Genomic DNA, 23217 nt, shown 5'->3' with positions numbered 1-23217 from the left:
AGAAGGGACGTTATTTCATGAAAATCGACAAACGCGACTGGCTGTTCATCGGGCTCATCGTTGTGGTGCTGGGCATATTCTTTGCCATCTCCGGCAAAGAGAAGACCAAGTTCGTTCCTCTGGACGACAAGCATAAACCGTTTTACGATACCTTCGCCCAAACCGGCAGTAAAAAGGAAGCGGAAAAGGGGTGCGAAACCTGCCACAACGAAAAAGGGGTTCCCTTCCCCCCCAACCACCCCCCCAAGAACCGTTGCCTGCTCTGTCACAAACTGAAACGCTAGCAAACCTTCAGGCAGCCCCCACGTAAGGGGGCTGCCTATTTTTTAACCTCATCCAGACGCTTTTCCCCTCATCACGGAGCGACATCGGACCGACGCCGCGCCAGAGCGTTCCGTAACCATTGCATTTTGAACGGCATCTCGTTTTGGCCCTGATTTTGCTTCAATTTTCACCGAGCCGCACACACCTCACGCAAAAGACGAGCGCGCTATGGCAGCCATCTCTTCCGACACATCCCAGAAACCCCGCATCTCCTACCACGAATTCTATACCGATGGCTTCACCCCCCGTGAGCACTACCGGCCGCTCTGGGAGCACATCCAGTCGGTCGGCCAGAACGCCTTCGAGGCCAAGGTGCACGAATCGCAACTGGCCCTGCACGCAGAGGGGGTAACCTTTACGGTCTACGGGGACTCGGACGAGGGGATCGAGCGCATCTGGCCCTTCGACCTGATCCCGCGCATCATCCCGGCCAGCGAGTGGAGCATCATCGAGTCGGGCCTCAAGCAGCGGGTCCGCGCCCTGAACCTGTTCCTCAAGGATATCTACCACGACCAACGCATCCTCAAGGACGGCGTCGTGCCGGCCGAACTGATCTACCAGGGCAAGGATTTCCGCCGGGAGATCATGGGCATCGACCCGCCCCACGATATCTACACACACATCAGCGGCATCGACATCATCCGGGACGAGGACGGCAAGTACCTGGTTCTGGAAGACAACCTGCGCACCCCCTCCGGCGTATCCTACATGATCGAGAACCGGGTCATCGAGCGGCGCATCCTGCCGGAGTTTTTCGCCAAATACCGCGTGCGCCGGGTCGAGCACTACCCGGCCCTGCTGCTCGAGGCGCTGCGGGCCGTATCCCCCCGCGGCACGGGCCAGGCCGAGATCGTCGTGCTGACGCCGGGCATCTACAACTCGGCCTATTTCGAGCACACCTTCCTGGCCAAGGAGATGGGGGTGGAGCTGGCCGAGGGGCGCGACCTGGTGGCCAAGGACGACGTGGTCTACCTGAAAACCACCACCGGCCTGCAACGGGTCGATGTCATCTACCGCCGGGTGGACGACGACTTCCTCGACCCGCTCGTGTTCAGGTCCGATTCCACACTGGGGGTGGCCGGGATCATCAACGCCTGGCGGGCCGGCAACATCGCCATCGTCAACGCCCCCGGCAACGGCATCGCCGACGACAAGGCGGTCTATCCCTATGTCCCCGACATCATCCGCTACTACCTGGCCGAGGCCCCCATCCTGCACAACGTCCCCACGTACCAGATGACCAACCCCGAGGAACGGGCCTATGTCCTGGACAATCTGGAACGCATGGTGGTCAAGGCGGTCAGCGAATCGGGCGGCTACGGCATGCTGATGGGCCCGGCCTCGACCCCGGCCCTGCGCAAGGAGTTTGCCGCCAAGGTGCAGGAAGATCCCCGGAACTACATCGCCCAACCGGTGATCCAGCTCTCGCGCCACATCTGCTACATGGACGGCGAGTTGGAGGCGCGCCACCTGGATCTGCGTCCCTACATCATTTACGGCGACGATATCAACGTGGTGCCGGGCGGCTTGACGCGCGTCGCCCTGACCAAGGGATCGCTGGTGGTCAACTCGTCCCAGGGTGGCGGCAGCAAGGACACCTGGGTCCTGGCAGAATAAGGAAACGCGCCGCACACTGACAGGCTGTCGAAAAATTAAGGTTGTTCAAACACAGTCAGATCGTCGCACCCGCAGAATGCCCCGAGGAGGCGTGAGCTTTGCTACGCCGCACGAAAGGGCTTTCGAGGACAAAGGCCTGATGGCTGTTTTTCAACAACCTCCCAGTATTCACAAAGGACACGCCATGCTGAGCCGAATAGCCGATTCTATCTACTGGATGTCCCGCTATCTGGAGCGGGCCGGCGATACCGCCCGCCTGATGGAGATCAACCTGCTCTATCTGTTGGAGGCCGAGGAGGACATGTCCGAGGGGGACAAGTGGCGGCCGCTGCTCAGCATCACCTCGGCGGAGGCCGCCTTCAACGGGCTGTACGGCGAGGGGCAACTCACCCAGGGGCGGGTGTTGCAGTTCATGACCGCCGAAAAGAGCAACGGCAACTCGATCCGTACCTGCCTGCGCCTGGCCCGGGAGAACGCGCGCATCGCCCGCGACCGCATCTCGCGGGAGATGTGGGAGGCCATCAACGAGCTCTGGCTGAATATTGACCAGCAGTTGAAAACGCCGCTCCACCCTCTGCGGGCCAGCCAGTTTTTCTCCTTCGTGCGTAGCGAGGTGGCCCGTTTCCACGGCCTGACCAGCACCACCATGATGCGGGGCGAGGCCTTCGGCTTCTACCGCTTGGGCACATTCCTGGAGCAGGCCGACATGACCGCCCGCATCCTGGACGTGAAGTATCACCTGCTCCTGCCGGATCTAAGCCTGGTCGGATCGGCCCTGGACTATTATCAGTGGGCGGCCCTGCTCAAGTCCCTCTCCGGGTACGAGGCGTTCCGCCGCAAATATCACGCCGGGTTTCGCCCCATGGACGTCGTGGAGTTCACCATCTTCGAGCAGGAGTTCCCCCGTTCCCTGGCCTATACGGTCAGACGCATGCGCCGGGCCCTGGTCGATACCGGCATCACCGGCCAGCAACGCTCTCCGGCCGCCATGGAGCGGCTGGAAGGCATGTTGGCCGGCAATTCTGCGGAGCAGATCTTTTCCACCGGCCTGCATGAGTTCCTTGAGGAGTTTCTGGCCGCCATCGCCGCCCTCAACCAGGCGGCCCAGGCCGATTTCCTCGATACCCATATGGAAGAGCCGTGATATGCGTTATTTCATAGAGCACGAAACCGTTCTGGAGTACCCGGAAGCGGTGCGCGAGCACCACGTCGAACTGCGCCTCACCCCCCGTGAAGATTCGTACCAGCGGCTGTTGGGCATTACGCTGGAAACCGAGCCGACGGCCGGGCTGCGCGGCTACCGGGACTATTACGGCAACCAGGTCACCTGCTTCGACATCATCCAGCCCCACCGCCGCCTGGTAACCCGCATGCGGGCCGAGGTGGAAAACACCCTGGCAAATCCCTTCGACTTCCAGCCGCTGTCCCCCGGCGACGAACAGGAGCGGCTCAGGGAAGCGCTGCGCACGACCCCGGCGCTGTACGATTATATCCTGAGCCGGAGCCCAGCCACCCCGAACCTGGGACGGCTGGACCAGGGGTTCGCCTTCCCGTGCCATGAGCCGGGCCGCCCGGTCCTGGAATCGGTGCAACAGGCCATGGAGTGGATCACGACGGTGCTCCGTTATAAAGCCGGCGTGACCACTGTCCACTCCACCCTGGCCCAGGCCCTCACCGCCGCAGCCGGGGTCTGCCAGGATTTCGCCCACCTTTTGATCGCCATCGTCAGATCGTGGAAAATTCCCGCGCGATATGTTATGGGATACTTGGCATCCCGTGAGGAGGGGGCAGAGGAGGCTCCGCCCGCCACCCATGCCTGGACCGAGGTGTTCATCCCCGGCCGCGGCTGGACCGGTTTCGACGCCACCCAGCAGATCCTCGCCAACGACCTGTTCATCCCCGTGGCCGTGGGGCGCGACTACCTGGATGCGGCCCCCCAGCGTGGCAGTTTCAAGGGGGATGCGGCGGGCGACAACCCGGTGATACGGCTGTCCATATCTCAACAATAACCCTGGAGCAACGACGCGCCATGCCCGAATCCACCATAGCCATCAGCACCTCGTGCATCCTCTCCCTGGAGATGCCCTACAGCGAACAGCTCTGCATCCGCCGCACGGTGTACCGCGGCGGCGACGGTCCGCGGGCCGCCATCGTGGCCGGCATCCACGGCGACGAACTGGAAGGGCTCTACGTCTGCCAACTGCTCGCCGACTGGCTGGAACAAATGGCCAGGGAGAACCCGGCCGGACTGGCCGGGACCGTGGAACTCTATCCGGCCATGAACCCCCTTGGGTTGGACACCCTGACCCGCGCCATCCCGGTCTTCGACACCGACCTGAACCGCAATTTTCCCGGCTCACCCAACGGTGACCTGCCGAAACGGATCGCCCACGCCGCCAGCGAGAACCTGTCCGGCGCAGCGCTGGTGGTCGATATCCACGCCAGCAACATCTACCTGCGCGAGATTCCCCAGGTGCGGATCAACGCCGACTTTGCCGACAGCCTCGTCCCCCTGGCCCGGCGCCTGAACCTGGACCTGATCTGGCTGCACGGCGCCATGACCGTGCTGGAGGCCACCGTCGCCCACAGCCTGAACAGCGTCGGCACCCCCTGCCTGGTGGTGGAGATGGGGGTCGGCATGCGCATCACCCCCGACTACTGCCGCCAAGTGATGTCCGGCATCCTGACCCTCTGGAAGGACCTGGGCGTGCTGGCCCCGGACGTGGAGTTGCCGCCCCTCAACCACCTCCCCCTGATCGCCGACGACAGCAACGTCCACTACCTGAACGCCCCCACCTCGGGGCTGTTCGTCCCGGTCATCGAACACTGGACCGACGTGCGCAAGGGGCAGCTGCTGGGCAACATCGTTTCCCCCCTGCAGGGGGGCATCCTGGCCGAGGTACGCTCCCCGGTGGACGGCGTCCTCTTCACCCTGCGGGAATATCCGCTGGTGTACGAGGGGTCGCTCATGGCGCGGGTCATGGCCAGAAAAGGGAGGTTGGCATGAGCAGCCGCGACCTGGTACTCATGACCGCCCCGCTGCGGGAAGACTTCACCATCCCCTGCCACGAGATCGGCCCGGCCGCGGGAACCCCGGCGGTATCGTTCGTGTCCGGCCTGCACGGCGACGAGATCAACGGTATCTACATCCTGGCCCGCCTGGCGGATTTTCTCAAGGCCGTGGAGGGGGGCGGATATCCGAAACTGCGCCTTGCGCAACGGGTCCTGATCATCCCGGCGGTCAATGTCCTGGGCACCAACACCCTGCGCCGCGCCTGGCCCTTCGACCAAAGCGACCAGAACCGCATGTTCCCCGGCAACCAGATGGGCGAGACCACCCAACGTATCGCCTACACCGTGCTGGAGGCGACCAAGAAGTCCGCCTACCGCGTGGACCTGCACAGTTCCAACCTGTACTTCGAGGAGCTGCCCCAGGTGCGCCTCTACGATCCGACCCCGGAGGAACGGGAGACCGCACATCTGTTCGGGCTGCCCTCCATCATGGAGCGCTCGGTGAGCCCGGTATTCACCACCACCCTGATGTATGCCTGGAAATACTGGCCCGGTCAGAGTTTCCTCCTCCAAATCGGACAGGCGGGCTCCATACAACTGCCCCACTGCCAGCAGGTCTTTCGGGGGCTGGTTTCGTTTCTGGGGAGGATCGGCGTGCTGGAAGGGGTTGAGGTGGCTGAGGCGGACCAGGAGGCCCTCTACTTCACCAGGGAGTGTTCCGTCCGCATCTATGCCGACCGGGCCGGCATGTTCGTCTCGGACAAAAGCCTGGGTGGGTGGGTAAACAAAGGGCAGGAGTTGGGGTATATCTACGACAGCTTCAACGGCAACGTCCGCACCCGGGTAACCGCGCCGGTAGCGGGCCTGCTCACCGGCATCCGCCGCCAGCCGATGCTGTTCGAGGGGGACCTGCTGATGCGGATCTGCACCAGGACCCCCTGAGGGGTTCAACGCTTTTCAGTACCGGTTCCCGGGCAACCACCCCGGACGGATAATGGGCGCATTCAGGGGGCGCACGCAACCTAAACGGTCTTTTCCCGGTATCAGTACATCTCGTACTTCAACAGCCGGCATTCGATCGGCCCGTTGAAGAGCACATACCGGCGCGAGGCCTTCAGGCCGATATATTTCGCCAATTCCAGATTGCCGGTCAGGATGAAACCGGTCCAGCCCCGGCAGCGTTTTTTCAGGACATCGCCGATCTGGCAGTACAACTCCCGCAGTTCGTCCTCATCCCCCAGGCGCTTGCCATAGGGGGGGTTGATGATCACGACCCCCTTGTCCCCCTCGGGCTGGAACTCCTCCAGGGCGGCGTGAAAGAAGTGCACCTGCCCCTCGAATCCGGCCAGTGCGGCGTTGCGGGCCGCCAGGGCCAACGCCCGGCTGTCCCGGTCATAGCCGGTGATCAGGCCGAGAGGGAGCCGCTGCATGCCGCCCTCCGCTTCCCTGAGCAAGCGTTTCCACACCCTTTCGTCGAAATCCTGCCAGCGTTCAAACCCGAAGGAGCGCTTCAGCCCCGGCGGCACATGGGCCGCCAGCAGGGCCGCCTCCACCGGGATCGTCCCCGAGCCGCACATGGGATCGGCCAGGGGGATTGAGCCGTCCCAGCCGGTCAGGGCGACCACGGCGGCGGCCAGGGTCTCGCGCATGGGGGCTTCGTTGCGTTCCAGCCGGTAGCCGCGACGGTCCAAGGCGTCTCCCGAACTGTCCAGACTGACGGTACAGACGTTCTTGGACAGGTGGACATTGATGCGCACGTCGGGCGCAGCGGTATCCACGCTGGGACGGCTGCCGCACGCCTCTCGAATTCGATCGACCACGGCGTCCTTGGTCTTGAGGGCCACAAAACCCGAGTGGGTCAGGGCCGAGTCGCGCAGGCTGCAATCCACCGCCAGGGTCATGGCGGGGGTAATCAGTTCCTGCCAGGGGATGGCGTGCACCCCGGCGTACAACTCCTCGGGGGACGAACAGGGGAACAGGGCGAGTTGCACCAGCACGCGGCTGGCGGTGCGCAGCCAGAGGTTGGCCCGGTAGAGCCCCTCGCGGTTGCAGGTAAACGAAACCCCGCCCCGTCCGGCGGCCACATCCCCAACCCCCAACTGTTCGAGCTCGTGGGCCGCAATCTCCTCGGCGCCGCGGGGGACAGCGGCAAAACAGGTCATCTTCGGATCGGGCCGCTGGGCCTGCCGCGGGCCGGGCCGCAGAATGTGATTTTTTTCACTCATGGTGTACCGCTATCTCCTGTTCCCAAATTTCCGCCAAAAGAAGGCGTGTCTCCTCAAGGGTACCGCTGTTGTCGATCACGACCCTGCCGTGGCGTTCCTTCTCGGCCAGGGGCATCTGACTGCCAATGATCCGTTCGGCCTCTTCCCGGCCAATGCCGTCCCGCGCCATGAGCCGTTCCAGCTGAACCTCCGGCCGCACCGTCACCACCCAGATCTCATCCACCCGGTCGGTGACGCCCGCCTCGATCAGGAGCGGCGCCATGTATATCACTATTCGCTGGCCGGCAGCCGCGGCCCGGGTAATGCGTTCCTCCGCCAGACGCCGGATCTCGGGGTGCAGGACCGCCTCAAGCTGCCGCCGCTTGTCCGCGTCGGCGAAAACGATACCTGCCACGCGCTTGCGGTCGAGGGTGCCGTCCCCGCGCAGCACCCCGGCCCCGAGCAGCGCGGCAAGCCGGGCCAAACAGGGACTCCCCGGCTTGACCGCCTCCCTGGCCAATTGATCGGCATCCACGACCGGCACGCCCCGTTCCTCGAAGAAGCGGGCCACGCTGCTCTTGCCGGTGGCGACACCGCCGGTCAGACCGATGACGCGGATTCCGGACGGCCTCATTTCAACTCCTTCAACTCGTTGTAGGCACGCCGGAAATTGGCATCGAAAAAGGTGCGGAATCCGGGCATGTTCTGGAACTGCGGCACTGAAAACTCCCGTTTGGCGGCGTCCACGTCAAGCCCTTTCGCGGCAAGACGCAGGATTTCGGTGGTAAAATCGCGGAAGAAGGCCCGGAAACGTTTGATGCCGTCGTTGTTCGTCACCGCGCCCAGCCCCGGAACAACCGTGCGCGCGCCGACCTCGTCCAAGGTATCGAGATCCATGAGCCAATCGCGGAAATAGCCGTCCCCCATGTAACCGCCCACATCGTTGAACAGGAGGTCGGAGGTGAACAGGACCCCGTCCTCGGGAAGGGAGACGAACACATCGCCCTCGCTGTGCCCGCGCTCGGTGGCGGTCATGACGATCTCCCGGGAACCTCGCTTGATGGTAAGCCCCTGTTCGAAGAAGATTACCTGATTTTTGATCTGGCCCGGTTCCTTCCTGAGGAGTTGCCAGGTACGCTGGGAGGTGATGATGTCGGCATTGCGGGGGAAATCCGTATCCAGGGCGTCGAAGCCGCTATGGTGGTGGGTCAGGATGACGTAGCGCACTTGGAGCGGCGTTATGGTCCCGACAAACTCGAGCAGTTCCCTGGTGGTCGCCTTGGTGAAATGGGCGCCGGCCAGGATGACCTGATAGTCGGCCACCACGATCAGGCAATTGCTGGCGGCCCGGCTCCCCGGCTCGGCAATGGCCGCATAAACATCGCCCCCAACCTTTTGAAACCTGAAGTTGGCCGCATCGGCCACAATCGGCAAAAAAAGCGCAACAAAGAGCACTATGGCCAAGGACACGCGTTTCATGGTTCTCCCTTGAAAGCGCATTCTAACAGAGCATCCGATAAAAAGACAGATTTTTGGCTTGAGTTGCCCGCTCGATTAGTGTAATTTGTTTGGATAATGTCCGAAGCTGGACAGGAATGGTGCGGGCGGTTAGCTCAGTTGGATAGAGTACAGGCCTCCGAAGCCTGGGGTCGTGGGTTCGAATCCCATGCCGCCCGCCAATCCTGCAACACGGGATGATGTTTTACCTCTCTTTGTTCGCTATGGCTCACGCGGGTAACAGTCCCATGCCAACACGCAGCACATCAACCATTTTCTCCAGCCTCCTCCAGCCGTCTCCAATCACCATCTCCATCGTAAACATCGTGCTGCTGGTCATTCTCGGCTGGCTGGACTACATAACCGGCGATTATTCCCTGATCATCTTCTACCTGATCCCGGTATCGCTCGCTGCGTGGCATGTGAGCAGGGGGGCTGGCGCGTTATTTTGCCTTCTCGCGTTCATCACCCGCTTGACCGCCGATGGAGCCGGCACGTCTTTTTCCTTTTCCTATTCGCCGCTCCACTACTGGAATGTTTTTGTCGAGTTTGTCTTCCTGCTGATCATGAGTTTTCTGGTCGCGACCTTGAAACGGCACCTGCACGCAGAAAGGTCGCTGGCAAGCAGCGACCCCCTGACCGGCCTGCTCAATCGCCATGCCTTTTTCGAGTCGGCCGCTCATGAGTTGCATCGTTCGCGCCAGAGCAGGCAGCCGGTCTCCATCGCCTGCATCGATCTTAACAATTTCAAGGAGATCAACAACCGGTTCGGCCATAAAACGGGGGACAGCCTGCTCGTGGAGGTGGCCGACGCCATCAGGGCAACGACCCGGGGCAGCGATCTCCACGCCCGGTTCGGCAGCGACGAGTTTGTCGTGCTGATGCCCGATACCGATAGTACCGCGGCCCTGCCGCTTCTCGAGACACTTCACCACCAATTGCAGCAGGCGATGGCACACAAGGATTGGCCGGTCGGTTTCACCATCGGCGCCGTCACCAGCCTGCGCGATCTGCCCGCCATCGGCGAGTTCGTCCACAAGGCCGAAGAACTCGCGCGCACCGCCAAGGAGCGCGAAACGGACGGCATAGCGTATGTGGTGGTCTGATCATCTTCATTTTGTGACTATCACGGAGGGACCTCATGGCAAAAGGGAGTTTTGACGCAACCGACTTATTGGCTCCACTCATGTTGCGGATACCGCTGGGGCTGATCTTCATGGCCCATGGCTCGCAGAAATTGCTGGGTCTGTTCGGCGGACAGGGCTTGACCGCCACCTTCAAGACCTTTGAACTGAAAATGGGCATCCCGCCGATCTTCGCCCTTCTGGCGATCATTGCCGAATTCGGCGGCGGCTTCGGCGTGTTGACCGGATTCCTGACCCGGCTTTCGGCGGCCGGCATTTCAGCGGTCATGCTGGTGGCCATCTACAAGGTGAGCTGGGTGAACGGTTTTTTCCTGAACACCTATTGCATACCGGGCCACGGCCATGGCATCGAATTCAATATCGCGCTTTTGGGCATGGCCCTCTATCTGGTTCTTGCCGGTGGGGGCCGTTGGTGCCTGGACCGCTTGGTCTTCCGTTCGTAGGGGCGGATTCGGGGGACCCGTTCCCCCCTGAAATCATCATGGATACAAGAGGCGGGCCAAGCCCGCCGCTATTCTCGCCGAACACCCCGTAATGTCACTATTTATCGAACTTGGCGGCAATTTGCTGTTTTTTTGCTCATGTCGATATGATCTTGAAAAACCCGTTCTCAATTTTGAAAAACCGGGTTTGAGGCCCTCTCCACTTATTAATAAAACGTTTTTATCGGTCTAGGGGCTATTTTGGTTCAAGATCTAATCCGACAATGCTCTCACGCAATGCTAACAATTTGTAAGGTTTTTGTATAAATCCAGCCAATCCTTTGCCAACAAATTTTTGCGTCACTTCCAACTCACTGAACCCACTGCTCATGATTACTTTCACTGCGGGATTCAGCGCCCGTAGTTCCCTGAAGCACTGTTCGCCATCCATATGCGGCATGGTCAGGTCAAGGATGACAAAGCTTATATCCGCTCTTGCTTTGTAGGTTTCTATAGCCTCTTGACCATCGTTTGCAGTCACAACATTGAAGCCCAGTTCTTTGAGCATTTCAGCGCCTATCCCTCGAATCGTTTCTTCATCATCAACAAGGAGTACCGTGCCGCTCCCCTTCCAATAATCATCCCTCGTATTGTGATTGAAAATCTCAACAGGTTTGCCGCTTGCCGGGAGAAGAATTTTGAATGTGCTGCCTTTGCCCGGCTCACTATAGACCTTGACTGCGCCCTTATGTCCGCGAACTATCCCGAGGACAGCGGCCATTCCGAGGCCTCTCCCGGTAAATTTCGTCGTAAAGAACGGGTCGAACAACTTTGCAAGTGTTTCTTTGCCCATACCACATCCAGTGTCAGCAATTTCGATAAAAATATACAGTCCATCATTTATGTTTTCATCAAGCCAGACATCTTTCAAATAACTGTTGTCACAATCCATACAACCGGTGGTGATTGCAATTACGCCGCTTTTATTGCCAATAGCTTCCGAGGCGTTTATAACCAAGTTCATTATAACTTGGCGAATTTGGGTAGCATCCACCTCGACTGGTGGCAAGGGGCGGGTAAGGTTAAGGCGCAGTACGGCCTTTTTTGAGATTGAAACCTGAAGTATATGAAGCATTTCTTCCAGCAAATCGTTGATGTCATGATTACTGATGACAAACTTGCCTTTACCAGAATATGCGAGCATCTGTTTGGACAGATCGGCGGCACGGGCAGCGGCTATTTCGATGCTGCGCAGGTTATCGATAGCGGGTGATTCCGGATTGATGCGCATAAGGGCCAAGTCTGCATTCCCGATAATTGATGTAAGGATATTGTTGAAGTCGTGGGCAATACCACCAGCCAGCACTCCAAGGCTCTCCAGTTTCTGGGCGTGGAGGAGTTGCTGCTCAAGTTTCAGCCGTTCCTCTAGAGCACGCTTACGTTCCGTTATATCGCGAGTAAAGGCGAAATTGAATTCGTGGATGCCAAAATGAACATAGTTAGCGTTGACCTCGACGGGAAATATACGGCCGTCCTTTGCACAGTGCCGAGTCTCAAGTATAATATTACCTCGCCGCCTGAGTTCTTCGAAGTGTGCCGCCCATACGCCAGGCTGGTAATCCGTGTCAAGGTCAAAAATACTCATGCTGAGTAGTTCTTCACGGGAATAACCAAGGCCCGCACAAGTTGCTTCGTTCACATACAGGATACGCCCCTCGCTGGTGACCCAAAACATGCTATCACCCGCATGATCAACACAAAACCGCATCATCTGTAGCGACTCATCAGCTTTCTTTTGCTCAGTGATGTCATGAAATGACCAGAAGCGTCCCGCAATTTCATTACCGACTTTCTGAGGCTGTGTATAACGTTCAAAAATGCGGCCATCAGCAAGATAGAGTATGTCGGTACTTGTTTGCTCTGGATGTTCGTACATATCTGCGACTTTTGCCAAAAATTCTTCAGGGCCGGCCATCTGAGAGGACGCATGAGCGAGTATCTGTTTATTATCGGTCATATAAAGAAGATGCTGCGGAACATTCCAAAGTTCGACAAACCGCTGATTCCAACGGGTGATTTTCCCTTCCCGGCTTACGATCAGGATGCCATCAGGTGTAGATTCCAGGGCGGCTGTGGCCAAAGAAGTTGAGTAAAGCAGCTTACTATCCGCCGCTCTGCGGTCTTCTTGCTTCTTCAATATAAGGCCGATAATCGTAGTGAGGACAGGATAAATGAGCAGGACCGGGGGGGCGGACTCTCTGAGGATGGAATTACGCAACCCGGCGGGGAAGAGGAACATGCAGGAGAGCATTCCCAGATGGGTAACAACGCCAAAAAAGTACAGTTGCATGCAATTGAGAGATTTCTCGTTTTTATCTTTCCAATGTTTCCCGGCAAGACCAAAACACGCTGTAACTACAATCACAATAGTCCCGACCGCCCCCCCAGAGCCGCCTTGGTAGAGGCGAAATGCTCCGGCAATACCCATCGCAATCGTTGTAGGAACGAGCCCGAAAAAGAGCCCGCACAGGCTGAGAAGAACCGATCTGGTATCGAAATATATACCGTGTTCAAAAGGCCAGGGATTCAACATAACGGCAATGCAGATAAGCCCAACCAGGATTCCAGTCAAACTGTCCCGCAGATTTTTTTTTGAAATTTCAGAGACGCTAAATGTGTCATAAACGACACAAAGGATAAGCATCAATGCCGCATTATTTAAAAAACCTGCAAAAGTGTCCAAAATGCCCCCAGGTCATAGGTTGCTATCCTACAGTCGAAGATAACGCAGAATAGACTCAATGTTGACTTCTAATCTTGAATTCGCTGAAAAAGAAATCCAGTTAAATAATCTTCAGCGCCTTGCCCCAGACGAAAAGCCAACACAAGTAATGTTCGTATCAGGTCTTGGCGCAATCCTGCCTGCACGACCAAGAGATTTCCCACTATCATGATATTTTACTTATCTGGATTTAACAGGCAATTGCAAGAGGAAAATCTATGGCAGATACCGGTAAAATCTGCTAATGTATTTGCTATTGTTGTCGTTTTTTGCAACTTGTCAACAAGTAGATAACCCATTGATATTAGTAAGTTGAGAATATATCGAAAGGCGGGCTAAGCCCGCCTTTCGATTGCTAAAGGAGCACTCGTGGAAATGCATAACCAGCAGGAAGTCGACAAACGCCGTACCTTTGCCATCATCAGCCACCCTGACGCCGGCAAGACCACCATCACCGAAAAACTGCTCCTCTTTGGCGGGGCCATCCAGCAGGCCGGAGAGGTCCGCGCCCGGAAGAGCTCCCGCCATGCCACCTCCGACTGGATGGAGTTGGAAAAACAGCGCGGTATCTCCGTCACCTCCTCCGTCATGAAATTCACCTATTCCGGTTGCGAGATCAACCTGCTGGACACCCCCGGCCACAACGACTTCTCCGAGGATACCTACCGGGTCTTGACCGCCGTTGACTCGGTGCTGATGGTGATCGACTCGGTCAAGGGGGTGGAGAGCCAGACCAAGAAGCTTCTGGAGGTCTGCCGCCTGCGCCGTACCCCGATCATGACCTTCATGAACAAGCTCGACCGGGAGGGGCAGGACCCCCTGGACCTGTTGGACGACATCGAGAAAAACCTGCACATGCAGACCGCCCCGGTTACCTGGCCGGTGGGGATGGGCAAACGCTTTCGCGGGACCTATCACCTCTACACCAAGGAGTTGACCTTTTTCGACCCCGATGCGGCCAACGGCACCGGCCAGGTGCTGACCGCCACCGGCCTGGACGACCCGCTGCTGGACGAACTGCTGGGCAGTCAGGTGGATGAGCTGCGCCATAATGTGGAACTCCTGGAGGGGGCCGCCCATCCCTTCGACAAGGATGCCTACCTGGCCGGGCAGCAGACGCCGGTTTTTTTCGGCAGCGCCATCAACACCTTCGGCGTTCAACAGCTTCTGGACGCCTTTGTGGAGTATGCCCCGGCGCCGCTGCCTCGCGAGACGATCAGCCGGATGGTGTCGCCCTACGAGGAGCCCTTCAGCGGCTTCACCTTCAAGATCCAGGCGAACATGGACCCGGCCCACCGGGACCGGATCGCCTTCTTCCGCATCTGTTCCGGCAAGTTCACCCGCGGCATGAAGGTGCGGCACGTACGCCTGGGGCGCGAGGTGCAGATCGCCAACGCCACCATCTTCATGGCCCAGGACCGGACCAATGTGGAGGAGGCTTGGCCGGGGGACATCATCGGCATCCACAACCACGGCACCATCAAGATCGGCGATACCTTCACCCAGGGGGAGGAGTTGAAATTCACCGGCATCCCCAGCTTTGCCCCGGAACATTTCCGCAAGGTCAGGCTGCTCAATCCCATGAAGTCAAAGGCGCTGGAGAAGGGTCTGGTGCAACTGGCCGAAGAGGGCGCCACCCAGGTTTTCAAACCGCTGATGGGGGCCGACTGGGTCATCGGGGCGGTCGGCTTGCTGCAATTCGAGGTGGTCATGCACCGCCTGGAGTTCGAATACGGCGTCAAGGTGGCCTTCGAGCCGGTCAGCTACGTGACCGCCCGCTGGGTTCTCGGCGAAAAGAAGGAGATCGAGGAGTTCGAGAAGAAGGAGGTCATGCACCTCTATATCGACGGCGAAGGCAAGCTGACCTACATGGCCGGCAGCCAATGGCGTCTGGACAATACGATGGAAAACTGGAAGAAGCTGGAGTTCCACGAAACCAGCGAGCATAGCTAGGCATGGCCGAAGCCGCCGCACAACCGGGCAAGCAGGGTGAAGAGCGGGGAGGGTACCGGGTACGGGCGACCTGGCAGGCCATCAGCCATCTACCCCTGGAGAATTTCCCCCTGATACTGCCCCATGTCCACCCGGTTGCCGCTTTTTTCATCCTGCGGCGGCTGAAACATCGGGGTTTTTCCGACTGCAAGGTCGTGACCACCGCCAAAGGGCTGGTTGTTCACGCTCAACGATAAGACAGGAAAGGGCGGTCCCTGACAGGGCCGCCCTTTTTTGTTTTCGTTTTTCTCTTGAGGAAGGTAGCCCCACGGCTACCCCATGAACTTGGATATCTCGAAACCGATCTGCCCTAGGGGCAGCACCTCATCGGCGACCCCGCCTTCGATACAGGCCCGAGGCATGCCGTAGATGGTCGATGTCGCCTCGTCCTGGGCAATAGTCACCCCCCCCTTGCTCTTCAGGAGTTGCATCCCCTTGAAACCGTCGTTACCCATACCGGTCAGGATAACCCCCAGCATGGAGCCGTTGGTTGCCTCGGCCATGCTCGAAATCATCAGGTCCACCGAGGGGATATAAACATACTGCGGATAGGCGCTGGTGGGGACGGTTTTAACCACAACGCTCGTTCCCCTGCGCACCAGGGTGGTATGCATGCCGCCAGGGGCGACCAGCGCCAGGCCGGGTTTGAGTACATCGCCATCTACCGCCTCCCGGATGGTCATGGAGCATTTGGCGTTCAGGCGATCGGCATAGGGGCCGGTAAAGGCCTTGGGCATGTGAATGCCGACGATGATGCCGTAGGGAAAATTGACGGGAATACGGGAGAGCACTTCCTGGAGCGCCACCGGTCCCCCGGTGGATGCGCCGATCCCCACATAATTGATTTTTTTGCCGGTAAACCGCGATGCCGTGGGACGCGTTGGGGGTGCGGCAACAGAGGCGACGCCGACAGACCGTACCGGGGAGGAGGCTGCGATGCGGCCCACATGGGATTTCCCCGCTTCCCTGACCTTGCGCAACAACTCCTCGCGGAAGATATGCTGGGCCTCGGTCGAGTCGGTGACGTTCTTGGGGATGTAATCGATGGCGCCGGCGTCGAGGGCCTCGAAGGTGGCCTTGGCCCCTTCGTTGGTCAGGGTGGAGACCATGAGTACCCTGGTGGGCGCCTTGGCCATGATCTGGCGCAGGGCAGCGATGCCGTCCATGCGGGGCATTTCCACGTCCATGGTGATGACGTCCGGCTTGAGGGCGATGGCCTTCTCCACCCCTTCCAGGCCGTCTGCCGCTGTACCGACGATATCAAAGGATGGGTCCTTGGAGAGCACACTTCGTATCGCCATGCGCATGAACGAAGAGTCGTCGACGATAAGTACCCGTATTTTTCCGCTTCGGGAAGTAAGCATCAATCCCCCGCCTGTTCGTGTGAAGTAAATATGGAACGGACCAACGCCTTGACATCGGGAATGGCGTCGTCCAGCTCGTAGCAGAAACGTTCGATATCAAGGTTTGCCAGATTCGGGGCCTCGTTCCTGAGTATCTGCCAAGCGGCTTCATCGGACAGGTTAAAACTTACCCACTCTCTTCCGCCGTAATTAAGTTCGCGCACGCCGCAGAACAGATCGGACAGGTTGACGATAGCGCACAGGACCGGGTCGATGGTCGCCTCGGCAGGTGTGTGATGCTGGGAAATCAGCTCGCAGTACACCTCGGGGAAGTTCCATTTCCGGGCCATGCACAGGCCGATCTCGCAATGGGTCGTGCCCAGCAGCTCCGCCTCGGCATCCACCAGCTTGATCGGCTTATCCTTGATGCGGTCCAGGACCGCCTGAAAATCCTCGCGCTGGTACTGGCTCAGGAAGACGACGCCCAGGTCGTGGATAATGCCGCCGATATAAGCCTTTTCAAGATCCGGATACCCGATCTTTTCGGCAATGATCTTGGAAACCATGCCGACCCCGAAGGAATGCTCCCAGAAGGCGCTGATCTGAAAATCGCCCGTATCGGCGTCAAAGGCGTTGATCAGGGAGGTGGTAAGGGCCAGTTCGCGGATGTGCTTCAAGCCGAGATAGACAAGCGCCAGCCTGAGGGAGGTAATGTCGTGGCCGGGCTTGAAGATCGGCGAGTTTACCATCTTCATCACCCGGGCGGTCATGACCTGATCGGTCAGCATCAGGTCGGCCACATCCTCGACCTTCACCTCCGGTTGGTCAAGGAGAAGCAGCACCTGAGTGGCGACCACGGGAATCGTCGGCAGATCCTCGATTGTACCAACCAATTCTTCCGCTCTCTGTATCATCGCGAGCTTGTCCATGGAATATACCTTTCAGGCTACTTTTTGTAGGTGAAGCCACCGGGAAAGTGGACGGTCTTGAACTTGTCGTTGACCCCATGCAGGGACTCGGATTGGCCTACAAAAAAATAACCGTATGGTTGTAGGTTGTTGTAAAAGTGTTGGACAACCTTGGATTTCGAAGCAGTATCGAAATAAATCAACACGTTGGCACAAAAGATAAAATCAAAACTCTTCATGAAGATCATCTTGGAATCATCGTACAGGTTGAGCTTGTTGAACGTAACGAACTTCTTGACCTCCGGCGAGAGAAGGAACTTGCCGTTCTCCTCCTTTATATACTTGCGTTTGTAGAGGTCGGGGATGTTACGGACCGAATAGGCGTTGTAAATCCCCTCTTTGGCCTGGGAGATGACGGTTTCGTTGATATCGGTGCCGACGATCTCGATAATCCAGTCCTTGAGGAGCGTCGAACGCTTTTCCAGCAGCATCATGGACATGGTATAGGCTTCCTCCCCCGAGGAGGAGCCGGCACTCCAGATGCGCAGCTTGCGAAAGCCCATCTTATTCTTGGTTTCGACGATTTCCGGCAGAAGTTTTGTTTCCAGCGCCGTCAGTTGCGGCACATTGCGAAAAAAATAGGTTTCATTTGTGGTGATCTCATCCATCAGATACTTCAGCTCTTCGGAACCGCGTGGCGATTTGAGGAACTGATAGTACTCCAGATGCGTCTTCGTGCCGGTAATCTCCATCCTCCGACTAAGACGGCTCTCCAGGAAGTACTTCTTGGTGGTATGGAAGTACATTCCGCAGATATTGTAGATAAAGTCGCGCAGCTGTATGAAATCACTATCGGATATTGACACGGTCGGTCCTTTTGGGCTTGTGGTTGGCGCCTACTCCAAGAACGCCAGCATATCTATGTCAGTTATCGAATCGGCAACCTTCAATTGTACCGTTTTTCGTCCAAGTTTCTTTTAATGCGAGTCGAATCGCCGACTCGCGCCGCCGGGGAGAAAAATATTGGTGGGAACTGCCGGCCTACCGGCCCGGAGCGTTTTCGCCGTCATCGATGAGCCCGACCGGGTCGACGATCAGGGTGACCCGGCCGTCGCCGAGGATGGTGGACCCGGCTATACCGGGGATATTGGCTAGGTAGTTGCCGAGCGACTTGATGGCCACCTCCTGCTGTCCCACCAGGCGTGTGACCACCAGTCCCATGCGCTTGTCCGCGGCGCCGACAACGACGACATAGCAGAAATCGTCGTTTTCATAGCGCTGCTGTACGTTGAACTTCCGTTGCAGGCGCATCAGCGGCAGCACCGATTCGCGCAGTTTGAGTACCTCCTGGCCGCCGACCATGTGGAACGTGCGCTGTTCGACCCGCAGGGTCTCAAGCACGGAGGAGAGAGGAATGGAGTAGATCTCTCCCTCCACCTCTACCAGGAGCGATTGAATAATGGCCAGGGTCAACGGGAGGCGCAGGATGAATTCCGATCCCAGCCCCTTTTCGCTCTTGATCTCGATCAAACCGTTGAGCTTCTTGATATTGGTCTTGACCACGTCCATGCCGACCCCCCGGCCCGAGAGGTCGGAAGCCTTCTCCTTGGTCGAGAAGCCGGGCAGAAAGATCAGATCGAAGACTTCACGCTGGCTCATGGCGGCCAGTTGCTCCTCGGTGATCAACCCCTTTTCCACGGCTTTGCGCCCGACCCGGTCGGTGTCGATGCCGCGGCCGTCGTCCTTGATGCTGATGATGATCTGGTTGCCCTCGTGGACGGCGGCCAGGATCAGGACGCCCACCCGTGGCTTACCGGCGGCAACGCGTTCGTCGGGGGTCTCCAGGCCGTGGTCCATGGCATTGCGGATCAAGTGGATGAGTGGATCGCCGATCTCGTCCACAACCGAGCGGTCCAGCTCGGTCTCTTCGCCGAAAATCTGCAGATCGACCTCTTTGCCCAGGTCGCGGGCCAAGCTGCGGACGATACGGGGGAACTTCTTGAAAACCTTGTCCACCGGGATCATGCGCATCTTCAGGACCTGCATCTGCAGTTCCGAGGTGACAAAGCTCATCCGCTTGGTGAGTTTGCCGAATTCTTCATTAAAATCGAGCCGTTCCGAGTCACCCTGCTGCAGATCCTGATTAAGCTGGATCATGCGGTTACGCTCAAGCACCAGTTCGCCCACCTGATTCATCAGGTCGTCAAGGCGTTTGACATCGACGCGCACGGTGGTGTTGTCGGAAAGGTCCTCTCCCTTCCCCTCGGTCGGCTTGGGCACCGGTGCCTTCTTGGCGACGGCGTCCCCGGCCGGTTTCGGCGGCGGGACCGGTGCGACTTCCTGTTTGACAGGCGACGGCGGCGGTTCGGCCGACGATGCTGCCGCGGCATCCGGGGCAGGAGCCGCAACGGGCTCGGCAGCCGCTTGCGAACTTGCGTCGGCAGCGGGTTGCGGGGCGGCCGGAGCCTGGGCGGCAACGCTCTCGGAAAGGAGTGGCATCAGCTTGGCGATGGTACCGTCGATCTCCCGTTCCTGAATTTCACCCGCCTTGATATCGCTTACCAGAACCTTGACCAGATCCGTGGCTTCGAGAATGACATCCATGATTTCAGGGTTCACCGTCAATTCGCCTTTTCGCAGGCGGTTGAGAACATCCTCCGTCTTATGGGTCACTTTAACCAAGAGGTCGAAGCCCAGAAAACTCGAAGCGCCCTTAACGGTATGGATCGACCTGAAAATCCGGTTGAGAAGTTCGGGGTCGTCCGAGGACTTTTCCTTCTCCAAAGCCACGAGATCGTCGTCGAGTTTCTCGAGCAGTTCGGTTGTCTCGGTAAGGAAGCCTTCCAGCAGTTCCTGGTCTTCACTATCAAACGGTGGCATTAACGTCTCCTTGAAAAAAACTGGACCCTACAAACTACATTGATGCAAAAAGCCGCCGCTCGTCGCCGGAGAACATCTTCTCCAAGTCGAGCAGAACCAGCAGACGCTCAGCCTGATTTATTACACCAGCAATGCACTCCTGGTCAATGCCGCTGGCGACTACCGCGGGCGAAGGCTGGATCTCGCTGCCGGAAATACGGATGACTTCCGAAACGGCATCGACGATGAAGCCCATCAGCTCTCCTTCCACATCCATGACCATAATGCGGGTCTGCTTGTCGTTGTCCACTTCCATTAGGCCGAATTTTTTGCGCATGGAGATGATGGGGATCACCTTGCCGCGCAGGTTGATGACACCGTCGACATAATGGGGAGTATTGGGAACGCGCGTCACGTTCGGCATCCGGATAATTTCCCTGACCTTGAGGACATCGACCCCATATTCCTCCTGGTCAAGATTAAAGCTTACCAACTGTATCAATTTATCGCGAGATTCATCAGATTTCACCGGCACGAGCGCATCGTTCATTACTCCCTCCTCCATGTGGATAAGCATACTCGAAATGATCAAAATAGTTATGGAAGTTTGCCTGGACGGCAGCCCCCGCATAAATTAGAATACTAAATTATGGCTAATATTTATCATGCAGACCGCCATTTATCAAGTACGATAAAATTTAAATTCGGGACGGCAGCACCAAACAGATCGGCTGCCCTGCCAATCGCAAGAAAAACACAAAGTCATTTTCTTGACTTTAGTGTCAATGCGCCCTATTATTCTCCCTTAATGCCTTTCGAAGCATCGTGGGCACATCACCGCACACCTCTGCCAGTACTGGATAATACGTCATGGATACGCCGGGCACCATTTTCATAGTCGAGGACGATCGCAAAACCCGCGATCTCATATCGGCCTTTTTGAAATACCAGGGGTACGACATCGCCCACGCCACCCAGGCATCCAATATTTTTGACACCATACATGAAAAACATATCGGCATCGTGATCGCAGACTTGAAGCTGCTGGCCGATATCGCCCCAAATTTCATCGAAGAGGCCAAGAAGATAAACCCGCTCCTTGTCCTGATCGGCTACAGAAGCAATGCCCATATCAACTCGGCAAACGAAGACAATGTTTTTCTCCTGTCCAAGCCGCTCAATCTGGACGAGCTGGAAAGTCTGGTCATGCGCGCCAGGGAGTTCCAGACTATGAAAACGCCCCATGCCTGGACTGCACCACGCGCCCCTCGCACGCTCTGTTCCTCCATCATCGGAAAAAGCAGCCGGATGGCCGCCCTCTTCGAGTTGATCGAAAAGATCGCCGCCTCAAACGCCACGGTGTTAATCCAGGGAGAATCGGGCACTGGCAAGGAACTTGCAGCTCGTGCCATACACCAGTTGAGCTCCCGGAGCGACAAAAATTTTGTCCCGATCAACTGCGCAGCCATCCCCGAGGACCTGATCGAAAGCGAGTTGTTCGGCCATATCAAGGGGTCGTTCACCGGCGCGTATGCCAATCGTGCGGGGCGTTTCGAGATGGCGGACAAGGGGACCCTGTTCCTGGATGAAATCGGCGACATGAAGGCCAATCTGCAGGTCAAGCTTCTGCGGGTCCTGCAGAGCAAGGAATTCGAACCGGTCGGATCGACGAAGTCGCAGAAGGTGGATGTCCGCATCATTGCGGCGAGCAACAAGAAACTGGAGGATCTGGTGGAGTCCCAGGACTTCCGCGAAGACCTCTTTTACCGGCTGTCGGTCATTCCCATCACCATCCCCCCCCTGCGGGATCGGCGCGAGGACATACCGCTGCTGATAGACTTCTTTCTGGACCGTTTCAATGGCGAAAAGCGGCATGCGGTAACGGGCTTTTCCAGCGAAACCCTCGGAATCCTCTGCGCCTACGACTGGCCGGGGAACGTCCGGGAGTTGGAGAATCTGGTGGAACGCCTGGTGATTCTCAAGGATAGCGGCCTCATTACCCCTGACGATCTCCCGGAGAAATACCTTTCCCGGACGGTTCAGGTGCAGGCCCCGGCAGTCCCGGTCGGGAACGAATTCCCGGAAAGCGGCATCTGCCTCAACTCGGTCCTTGACGAGTTCGAAAACCGGCTGATCCTCCAGGCTCTGGAGCGGACCAGGGGCAACAAGAAGGAAGCGGCCATGCTACTGAACCTGAAACGCACGACCCTGATCGAGAAGCTGAAGAAAAAGAACCTGGCCTACGGCAAGGAGTCCGAGACGCAATGACCATAGATATCAGCGGCAATCTGTCGCTTCTCAAATCGGTTCTGGCGCTGGAGTCGCGCAAGAGCGAGCGCCAGGACGCCGCAGGACGGACCGATGGCGTCTTCGCCGAACGGCTCGACCGTGCCATGGAGAGCTCGACGACGGAACAGACGCAGCAGGCCAGCGCCCAAAACCTTGCCGAAGCTCTCAGCCTGCAGATGCTCCAGACCACCCTGAGCTTGGCGGGAGACGGCGCGTCCGACGCCTCGCCGGCCCAGACGCTCGGACAGCAGCCGTCCCTGCTCCAGCCCCTCATTAAGGCCTATGCCGACGCCGCCGCGCAGGCACCCCCGAGCCAGACAGCCTACAGTGGGGGGGAATCCCCTTCGACACAACCTGCTGCGGTGTACCCGTCCGCGTCTTCGACACCGCTGGGCAGCGACAAAGAATGGCTGGAGCCGATCATTGCCAAGGCCTCCCGCCGTTACGGGGTCGAGACAGGGCTCATCAAGGCCGTCATCAAAGCCGAAAGCAACTTCAACCCCACGGCCGTTTCCTCCGCAGGGGCCAGGGGCCTGATGCAACTCATGCCCGGAACCGCCCGTTCCCTCGGTGTCAACGACTCCTTTGACCCCGAGCAGAACGTCATGGCCGGGACGCGCTTCCTGCGCGACCTGCTCGACCGCTATGACGGCAACGTGGACTCGGCCCTGGCCGCCTATAACTGGGGACCGGGCAACGTGGACAGGAGGCCGGATCGCATGCCCCGCGAAACACAAAATTATCTGGTACGGGTAAAACAGCTCTACGCATCGTACAGCGCCTGACCCTCGCATAATGTCTAACATCTTTACCGCACCACATA

Annotated in this window: 21 protein-coding genes and 1 tRNA gene; 13 read left to right on the top strand and 9 right to left on the bottom strand. The window is 58.2% G+C overall.

Annotated features, from left to right (window positions below):
• The first annotated feature begins 17 nt into the window (after positions 1-17).
• The 6 genes from F6V25_RS06635 (at position 18) to F6V25_RS06610 (ending at position 5895) form a co-directional block, all read left to right on the top strand.
• Entirely contained in the window at positions 18-284 is a 267-nt protein-coding gene (locus F6V25_RS06635) for a cytochrome C (RefSeq protein ID WP_149306656.1), read from the top strand.
• 208 nt (positions 285-492) lie between these two features.
• Positions 493-1941 carry a circularly permuted type 2 ATP-grasp protein gene (locus F6V25_RS06630; protein WP_151127826.1) on the top strand — a complete coding sequence of 483 codons (1449 nt, stop codon included), beginning with the start codon at positions 493-495 and terminating at the stop codon, positions 1939-1941.
• Positions 1942-2125: 184 nt separating this feature from the next.
• On the top strand, positions 2126-3085 hold the full coding sequence (locus F6V25_RS06625; protein WP_151127825.1) for an alpha-E domain-containing protein: 960 nt from the start codon (positions 2126-2128) through the stop codon (positions 3083-3085).
• A gap of 1 nt (position 3086) precedes the next feature.
• Positions 3087-3950: a transglutaminase family protein gene (locus F6V25_RS06620; RefSeq protein ID WP_191966102.1), complete on the top strand. Its 864-nt coding sequence runs from the start codon at positions 3087-3089 to the stop codon at positions 3948-3950.
• A 20-nt stretch (positions 3951-3970) separates the two neighbouring features.
• Positions 3971-4948 (top strand): M14 family metallopeptidase, encoded by a 978-nt coding sequence (locus F6V25_RS06615; RefSeq protein ID WP_151127823.1) that lies wholly within the window; start codon positions 3971-3973, stop codon positions 4946-4948.
• The gene (locus F6V25_RS06610; RefSeq protein WP_151127822.1) at positions 4945-5895 is read left to right on the top strand and encodes a M14 family metallopeptidase; all 951 of its coding nucleotides are present in this window, start codon (positions 4945-4947) and stop codon (positions 5893-5895) included. The genes F6V25_RS06615 and F6V25_RS06610 overlap by 4 nt, the downstream gene beginning before the upstream one ends.
• 101 nt (positions 5896-5996) lie before the next feature.
• Here the strand turns inward: F6V25_RS06610 and F6V25_RS06605 are convergent, their stop codons facing one another.
• From F6V25_RS06605 to F6V25_RS06595, 3 genes are read right to left on the bottom strand one after another with little or no spacing between them, the layout of a single operon-like run.
• On the bottom strand, positions 5997-7178 hold the full coding sequence (locus tag F6V25_RS06605) for a THUMP domain-containing class I SAM-dependent RNA methyltransferase (RefSeq protein ID WP_151127821.1): 1182 nt from the start codon (positions 7176-7178) through the stop codon (positions 5997-5999).
• The gene (coaE, locus tag F6V25_RS06600; protein ID WP_191966117.1) at positions 7171-7776 is read right to left on the bottom strand and encodes a dephospho-CoA kinase; all 606 of its coding nucleotides are present in this window, start codon (positions 7774-7776) and stop codon (positions 7171-7173) included. Before coaE ends, F6V25_RS06605 begins: the two co-directional genes overlap by 8 nt.
• A gap of 11 nt (positions 7777-7787) precedes the next feature.
• On the bottom strand, positions 7788-8636 hold the full coding sequence (locus F6V25_RS06595; protein ID WP_151127819.1) for an MBL fold metallo-hydrolase: 849 nt from the start codon (positions 8634-8636) through the stop codon (positions 7788-7790).
• A 123-nt stretch (positions 8637-8759) separates the two neighbouring features.
• Here F6V25_RS06595 and F6V25_RS06590 point away from each other — a divergent pair.
• From F6V25_RS06590 to F6V25_RS06580, 3 genes are all read left to right on the top strand, one after another.
• Positions 8760-8836: transfer RNA gene (locus tag F6V25_RS06590), tRNA-Arg, on the top strand.
• Positions 8837-8902: 66 nt separating this feature from the next.
• Positions 8903-9760, top strand: a complete 858-nt coding sequence (locus tag F6V25_RS06585) for a GGDEF domain-containing protein (protein WP_191966101.1) — start codon at positions 8903-8905, stop codon at positions 9758-9760.
• A 35-nt stretch (positions 9761-9795) separates the two neighbouring features.
• Positions 9796-10242 (top strand): DoxX family protein, encoded by a 447-nt coding sequence (locus tag F6V25_RS06580; RefSeq protein WP_149306666.1) that lies wholly within the window; start codon positions 9796-9798, stop codon positions 10240-10242.
• 235 nt (positions 10243-10477) lie between these two features.
• Here the strand turns inward: F6V25_RS06580 and F6V25_RS06575 are convergent, their stop codons facing one another.
• Positions 10478-12964, bottom strand: a complete 2487-nt coding sequence (locus F6V25_RS06575) for a PAS domain S-box protein (RefSeq protein WP_151127817.1) — start codon at positions 12962-12964, stop codon at positions 10478-10480.
• Positions 12965-13378: 414 nt separating this feature from the next.
• Here F6V25_RS06575 and F6V25_RS06570 point away from each other — a divergent pair, with 414 nt between their 5' ends.
• Together F6V25_RS06570 and F6V25_RS06565 are read left to right on the top strand one after the other, a co-directional pair.
• The gene (locus F6V25_RS06570; RefSeq protein WP_151127978.1) at positions 13379-14956 is read left to right on the top strand and encodes a peptide chain release factor 3; all 1578 of its coding nucleotides are present in this window, start codon (positions 13379-13381) and stop codon (positions 14954-14956) included.
• Between the two features lie 2 nt (positions 14957-14958).
• Complete coding sequence (locus tag F6V25_RS06565) at positions 14959-15192, top strand: hypothetical protein (RefSeq protein ID WP_151127816.1); 234 nt, start codon at positions 14959-14961, stop codon at positions 15190-15192.
• A gap of 75 nt (positions 15193-15267) precedes the next feature.
• Here F6V25_RS06565 and F6V25_RS06560 read toward each other — a convergent pair whose 3' ends face one another.
• From F6V25_RS06560 to F6V25_RS06540, 5 genes are all read right to left on the bottom strand, one after another.
• Entirely contained in the window at positions 15268-16359 is a 1092-nt protein-coding gene (locus F6V25_RS06560; protein WP_151127815.1) for a protein-glutamate methylesterase/protein-glutamine glutaminase, read from the bottom strand.
• A complete protein-coding gene (locus F6V25_RS06555; protein WP_151127814.1) occupies positions 16359-17267 on the bottom strand; it encodes an HDOD domain-containing protein in 909 nt (302 codons plus the stop codon). Before F6V25_RS06555 ends, F6V25_RS06560 begins: the two co-directional genes overlap by 1 nt.
• Positions 17268-17284: 17 nt before the next feature.
• On the bottom strand, positions 17285-18112 hold the full coding sequence (locus F6V25_RS06550) for a CheR family methyltransferase (RefSeq protein ID WP_151127813.1): 828 nt from the start codon (positions 18110-18112) through the stop codon (positions 17285-17287).
• Between the two features lie 175 nt (positions 18113-18287).
• Entirely contained in the window at positions 18288-20126 is a 1839-nt protein-coding gene (locus tag F6V25_RS06545) for a chemotaxis protein CheA (protein WP_151127812.1), read from the bottom strand.
• 34 nt (positions 20127-20160) lie between these two features.
• On the bottom strand, positions 20161-20655 hold the full coding sequence (locus tag F6V25_RS06540; protein WP_151127811.1) for a chemotaxis protein CheW: 495 nt from the start codon (positions 20653-20655) through the stop codon (positions 20161-20163).
• A gap of 320 nt (positions 20656-20975) precedes the next feature.
• Here F6V25_RS06540 and F6V25_RS06535 point away from each other — a divergent pair, with 320 nt between their 5' ends.
• A complete protein-coding gene (locus F6V25_RS06535; protein ID WP_151127810.1) occupies positions 20976-22373 on the top strand; it encodes a sigma-54 dependent transcriptional regulator in 1398 nt (465 codons plus the stop codon).
• On the top strand, positions 22370-23179 hold the full coding sequence (locus F6V25_RS06530) for a lytic transglycosylase domain-containing protein (protein WP_191966099.1): 810 nt from the start codon (positions 22370-22372) through the stop codon (positions 23177-23179). Before F6V25_RS06535 ends, F6V25_RS06530 begins: the two co-directional genes overlap by 4 nt.
• The last annotated feature ends 38 nt before the right edge of the window (positions 23180-23217 follow it).

Origin of the sequence: Oryzomonas japonica, assembly GCF_008802365.1 — a bacterium.
GTDB classification, from domain to species: Bacteria; Desulfobacterota; Desulfuromonadia; order Geobacterales; family Pseudopelobacteraceae; genus Oryzomonas; species Oryzomonas japonica.
This window is presented reverse-complemented; position numbering and strand designations above follow the sequence as displayed.

What these genes read in the sequence shown, in the direction of transcription:
- F6V25_RS06635 (WP_149306656.1), top strand. Translation starts at nt 18, where the DNA reads ATGAAAATCGACAAACGCGACTGGCTGTTCATCGGGCTCATCGTTGTG.
- F6V25_RS06630 (WP_151127826.1), top strand. Translation starts at nt 493, where the DNA reads ATGGCAGCCATCTCTTCCGACACATCCCAGAAACCCCGCATCTCCTAC.
- F6V25_RS06625 (WP_151127825.1), top strand. Translation starts at nt 2,126, where the DNA reads ATGCTGAGCCGAATAGCCGATTCTATCTACTGGATGTCCCGCTATCTG.
- F6V25_RS06620 (WP_191966102.1), top strand. Translation starts at nt 3,087, where the DNA reads ATGCGTTATTTCATAGAGCACGAAACCGTTCTGGAGTACCCGGAAGCG.
- F6V25_RS06615 (WP_151127823.1), top strand. Translation starts at nt 3,971, where the DNA reads ATGCCCGAATCCACCATAGCCATCAGCACCTCGTGCATCCTCTCCCTG.
- F6V25_RS06610 (WP_151127822.1), top strand. Translation starts at nt 4,945, where the DNA reads ATGAGCAGCCGCGACCTGGTACTCATGACCGCCCCGCTGCGGGAAGAC.
- F6V25_RS06605 (WP_151127821.1), bottom strand. Translation starts at nt 7,178, where the DNA reads ATGAGTGAAAAAAATCACATTCTGCGGCCCGGCCCGCGGCAGGCCCAG.
- F6V25_RS06595 (WP_151127819.1), bottom strand. Translation starts at nt 8,636, where the DNA reads ATGAAACGCGTGTCCTTGGCCATAGTGCTCTTTGTTGCGCTTTTTTTG.
- F6V25_RS06585 (WP_191966101.1), top strand. Translation starts at nt 8,903, where the DNA reads ATGCCAACACGCAGCACATCAACCATTTTCTCCAGCCTCCTCCAGCCG.
- F6V25_RS06580 (WP_149306666.1), top strand. Translation starts at nt 9,796, where the DNA reads ATGGCAAAAGGGAGTTTTGACGCAACCGACTTATTGGCTCCACTCATG.
- F6V25_RS06570 (WP_151127978.1), top strand. Translation starts at nt 13,379, where the DNA reads ATGCATAACCAGCAGGAAGTCGACAAACGCCGTACCTTTGCCATCATC.
- F6V25_RS06565 (WP_151127816.1), top strand. Translation starts at nt 14,959, where the DNA reads ATGGCCGAAGCCGCCGCACAACCGGGCAAGCAGGGTGAAGAGCGGGGA.
- F6V25_RS06560 (WP_151127815.1), bottom strand. Translation starts at nt 16,359, where the DNA reads ATGCTTACTTCCCGAAGCGGAAAAATACGGGTACTTATCGTCGACGAC.
- F6V25_RS06555 (WP_151127814.1), bottom strand. Translation starts at nt 17,267, where the DNA reads ATGGACAAGCTCGCGATGATACAGAGAGCGGAAGAATTGGTTGGTACA.
- F6V25_RS06545 (WP_151127812.1), bottom strand. Translation starts at nt 20,126, where the DNA reads ATGCCACCGTTTGATAGTGAAGACCAGGAACTGCTGGAAGGCTTCCTT.
- F6V25_RS06540 (WP_151127811.1), bottom strand. Translation starts at nt 20,655, where the DNA reads ATGAACGATGCGCTCGTGCCGGTGAAATCTGATGAATCTCGCGATAAA.
- F6V25_RS06535 (WP_151127810.1), top strand. Translation starts at nt 20,976, where the DNA reads ATGGATACGCCGGGCACCATTTTCATAGTCGAGGACGATCGCAAAACC.
- F6V25_RS06530 (WP_191966099.1), top strand. Translation starts at nt 22,370, where the DNA reads ATGACCATAGATATCAGCGGCAATCTGTCGCTTCTCAAATCGGTTCTG.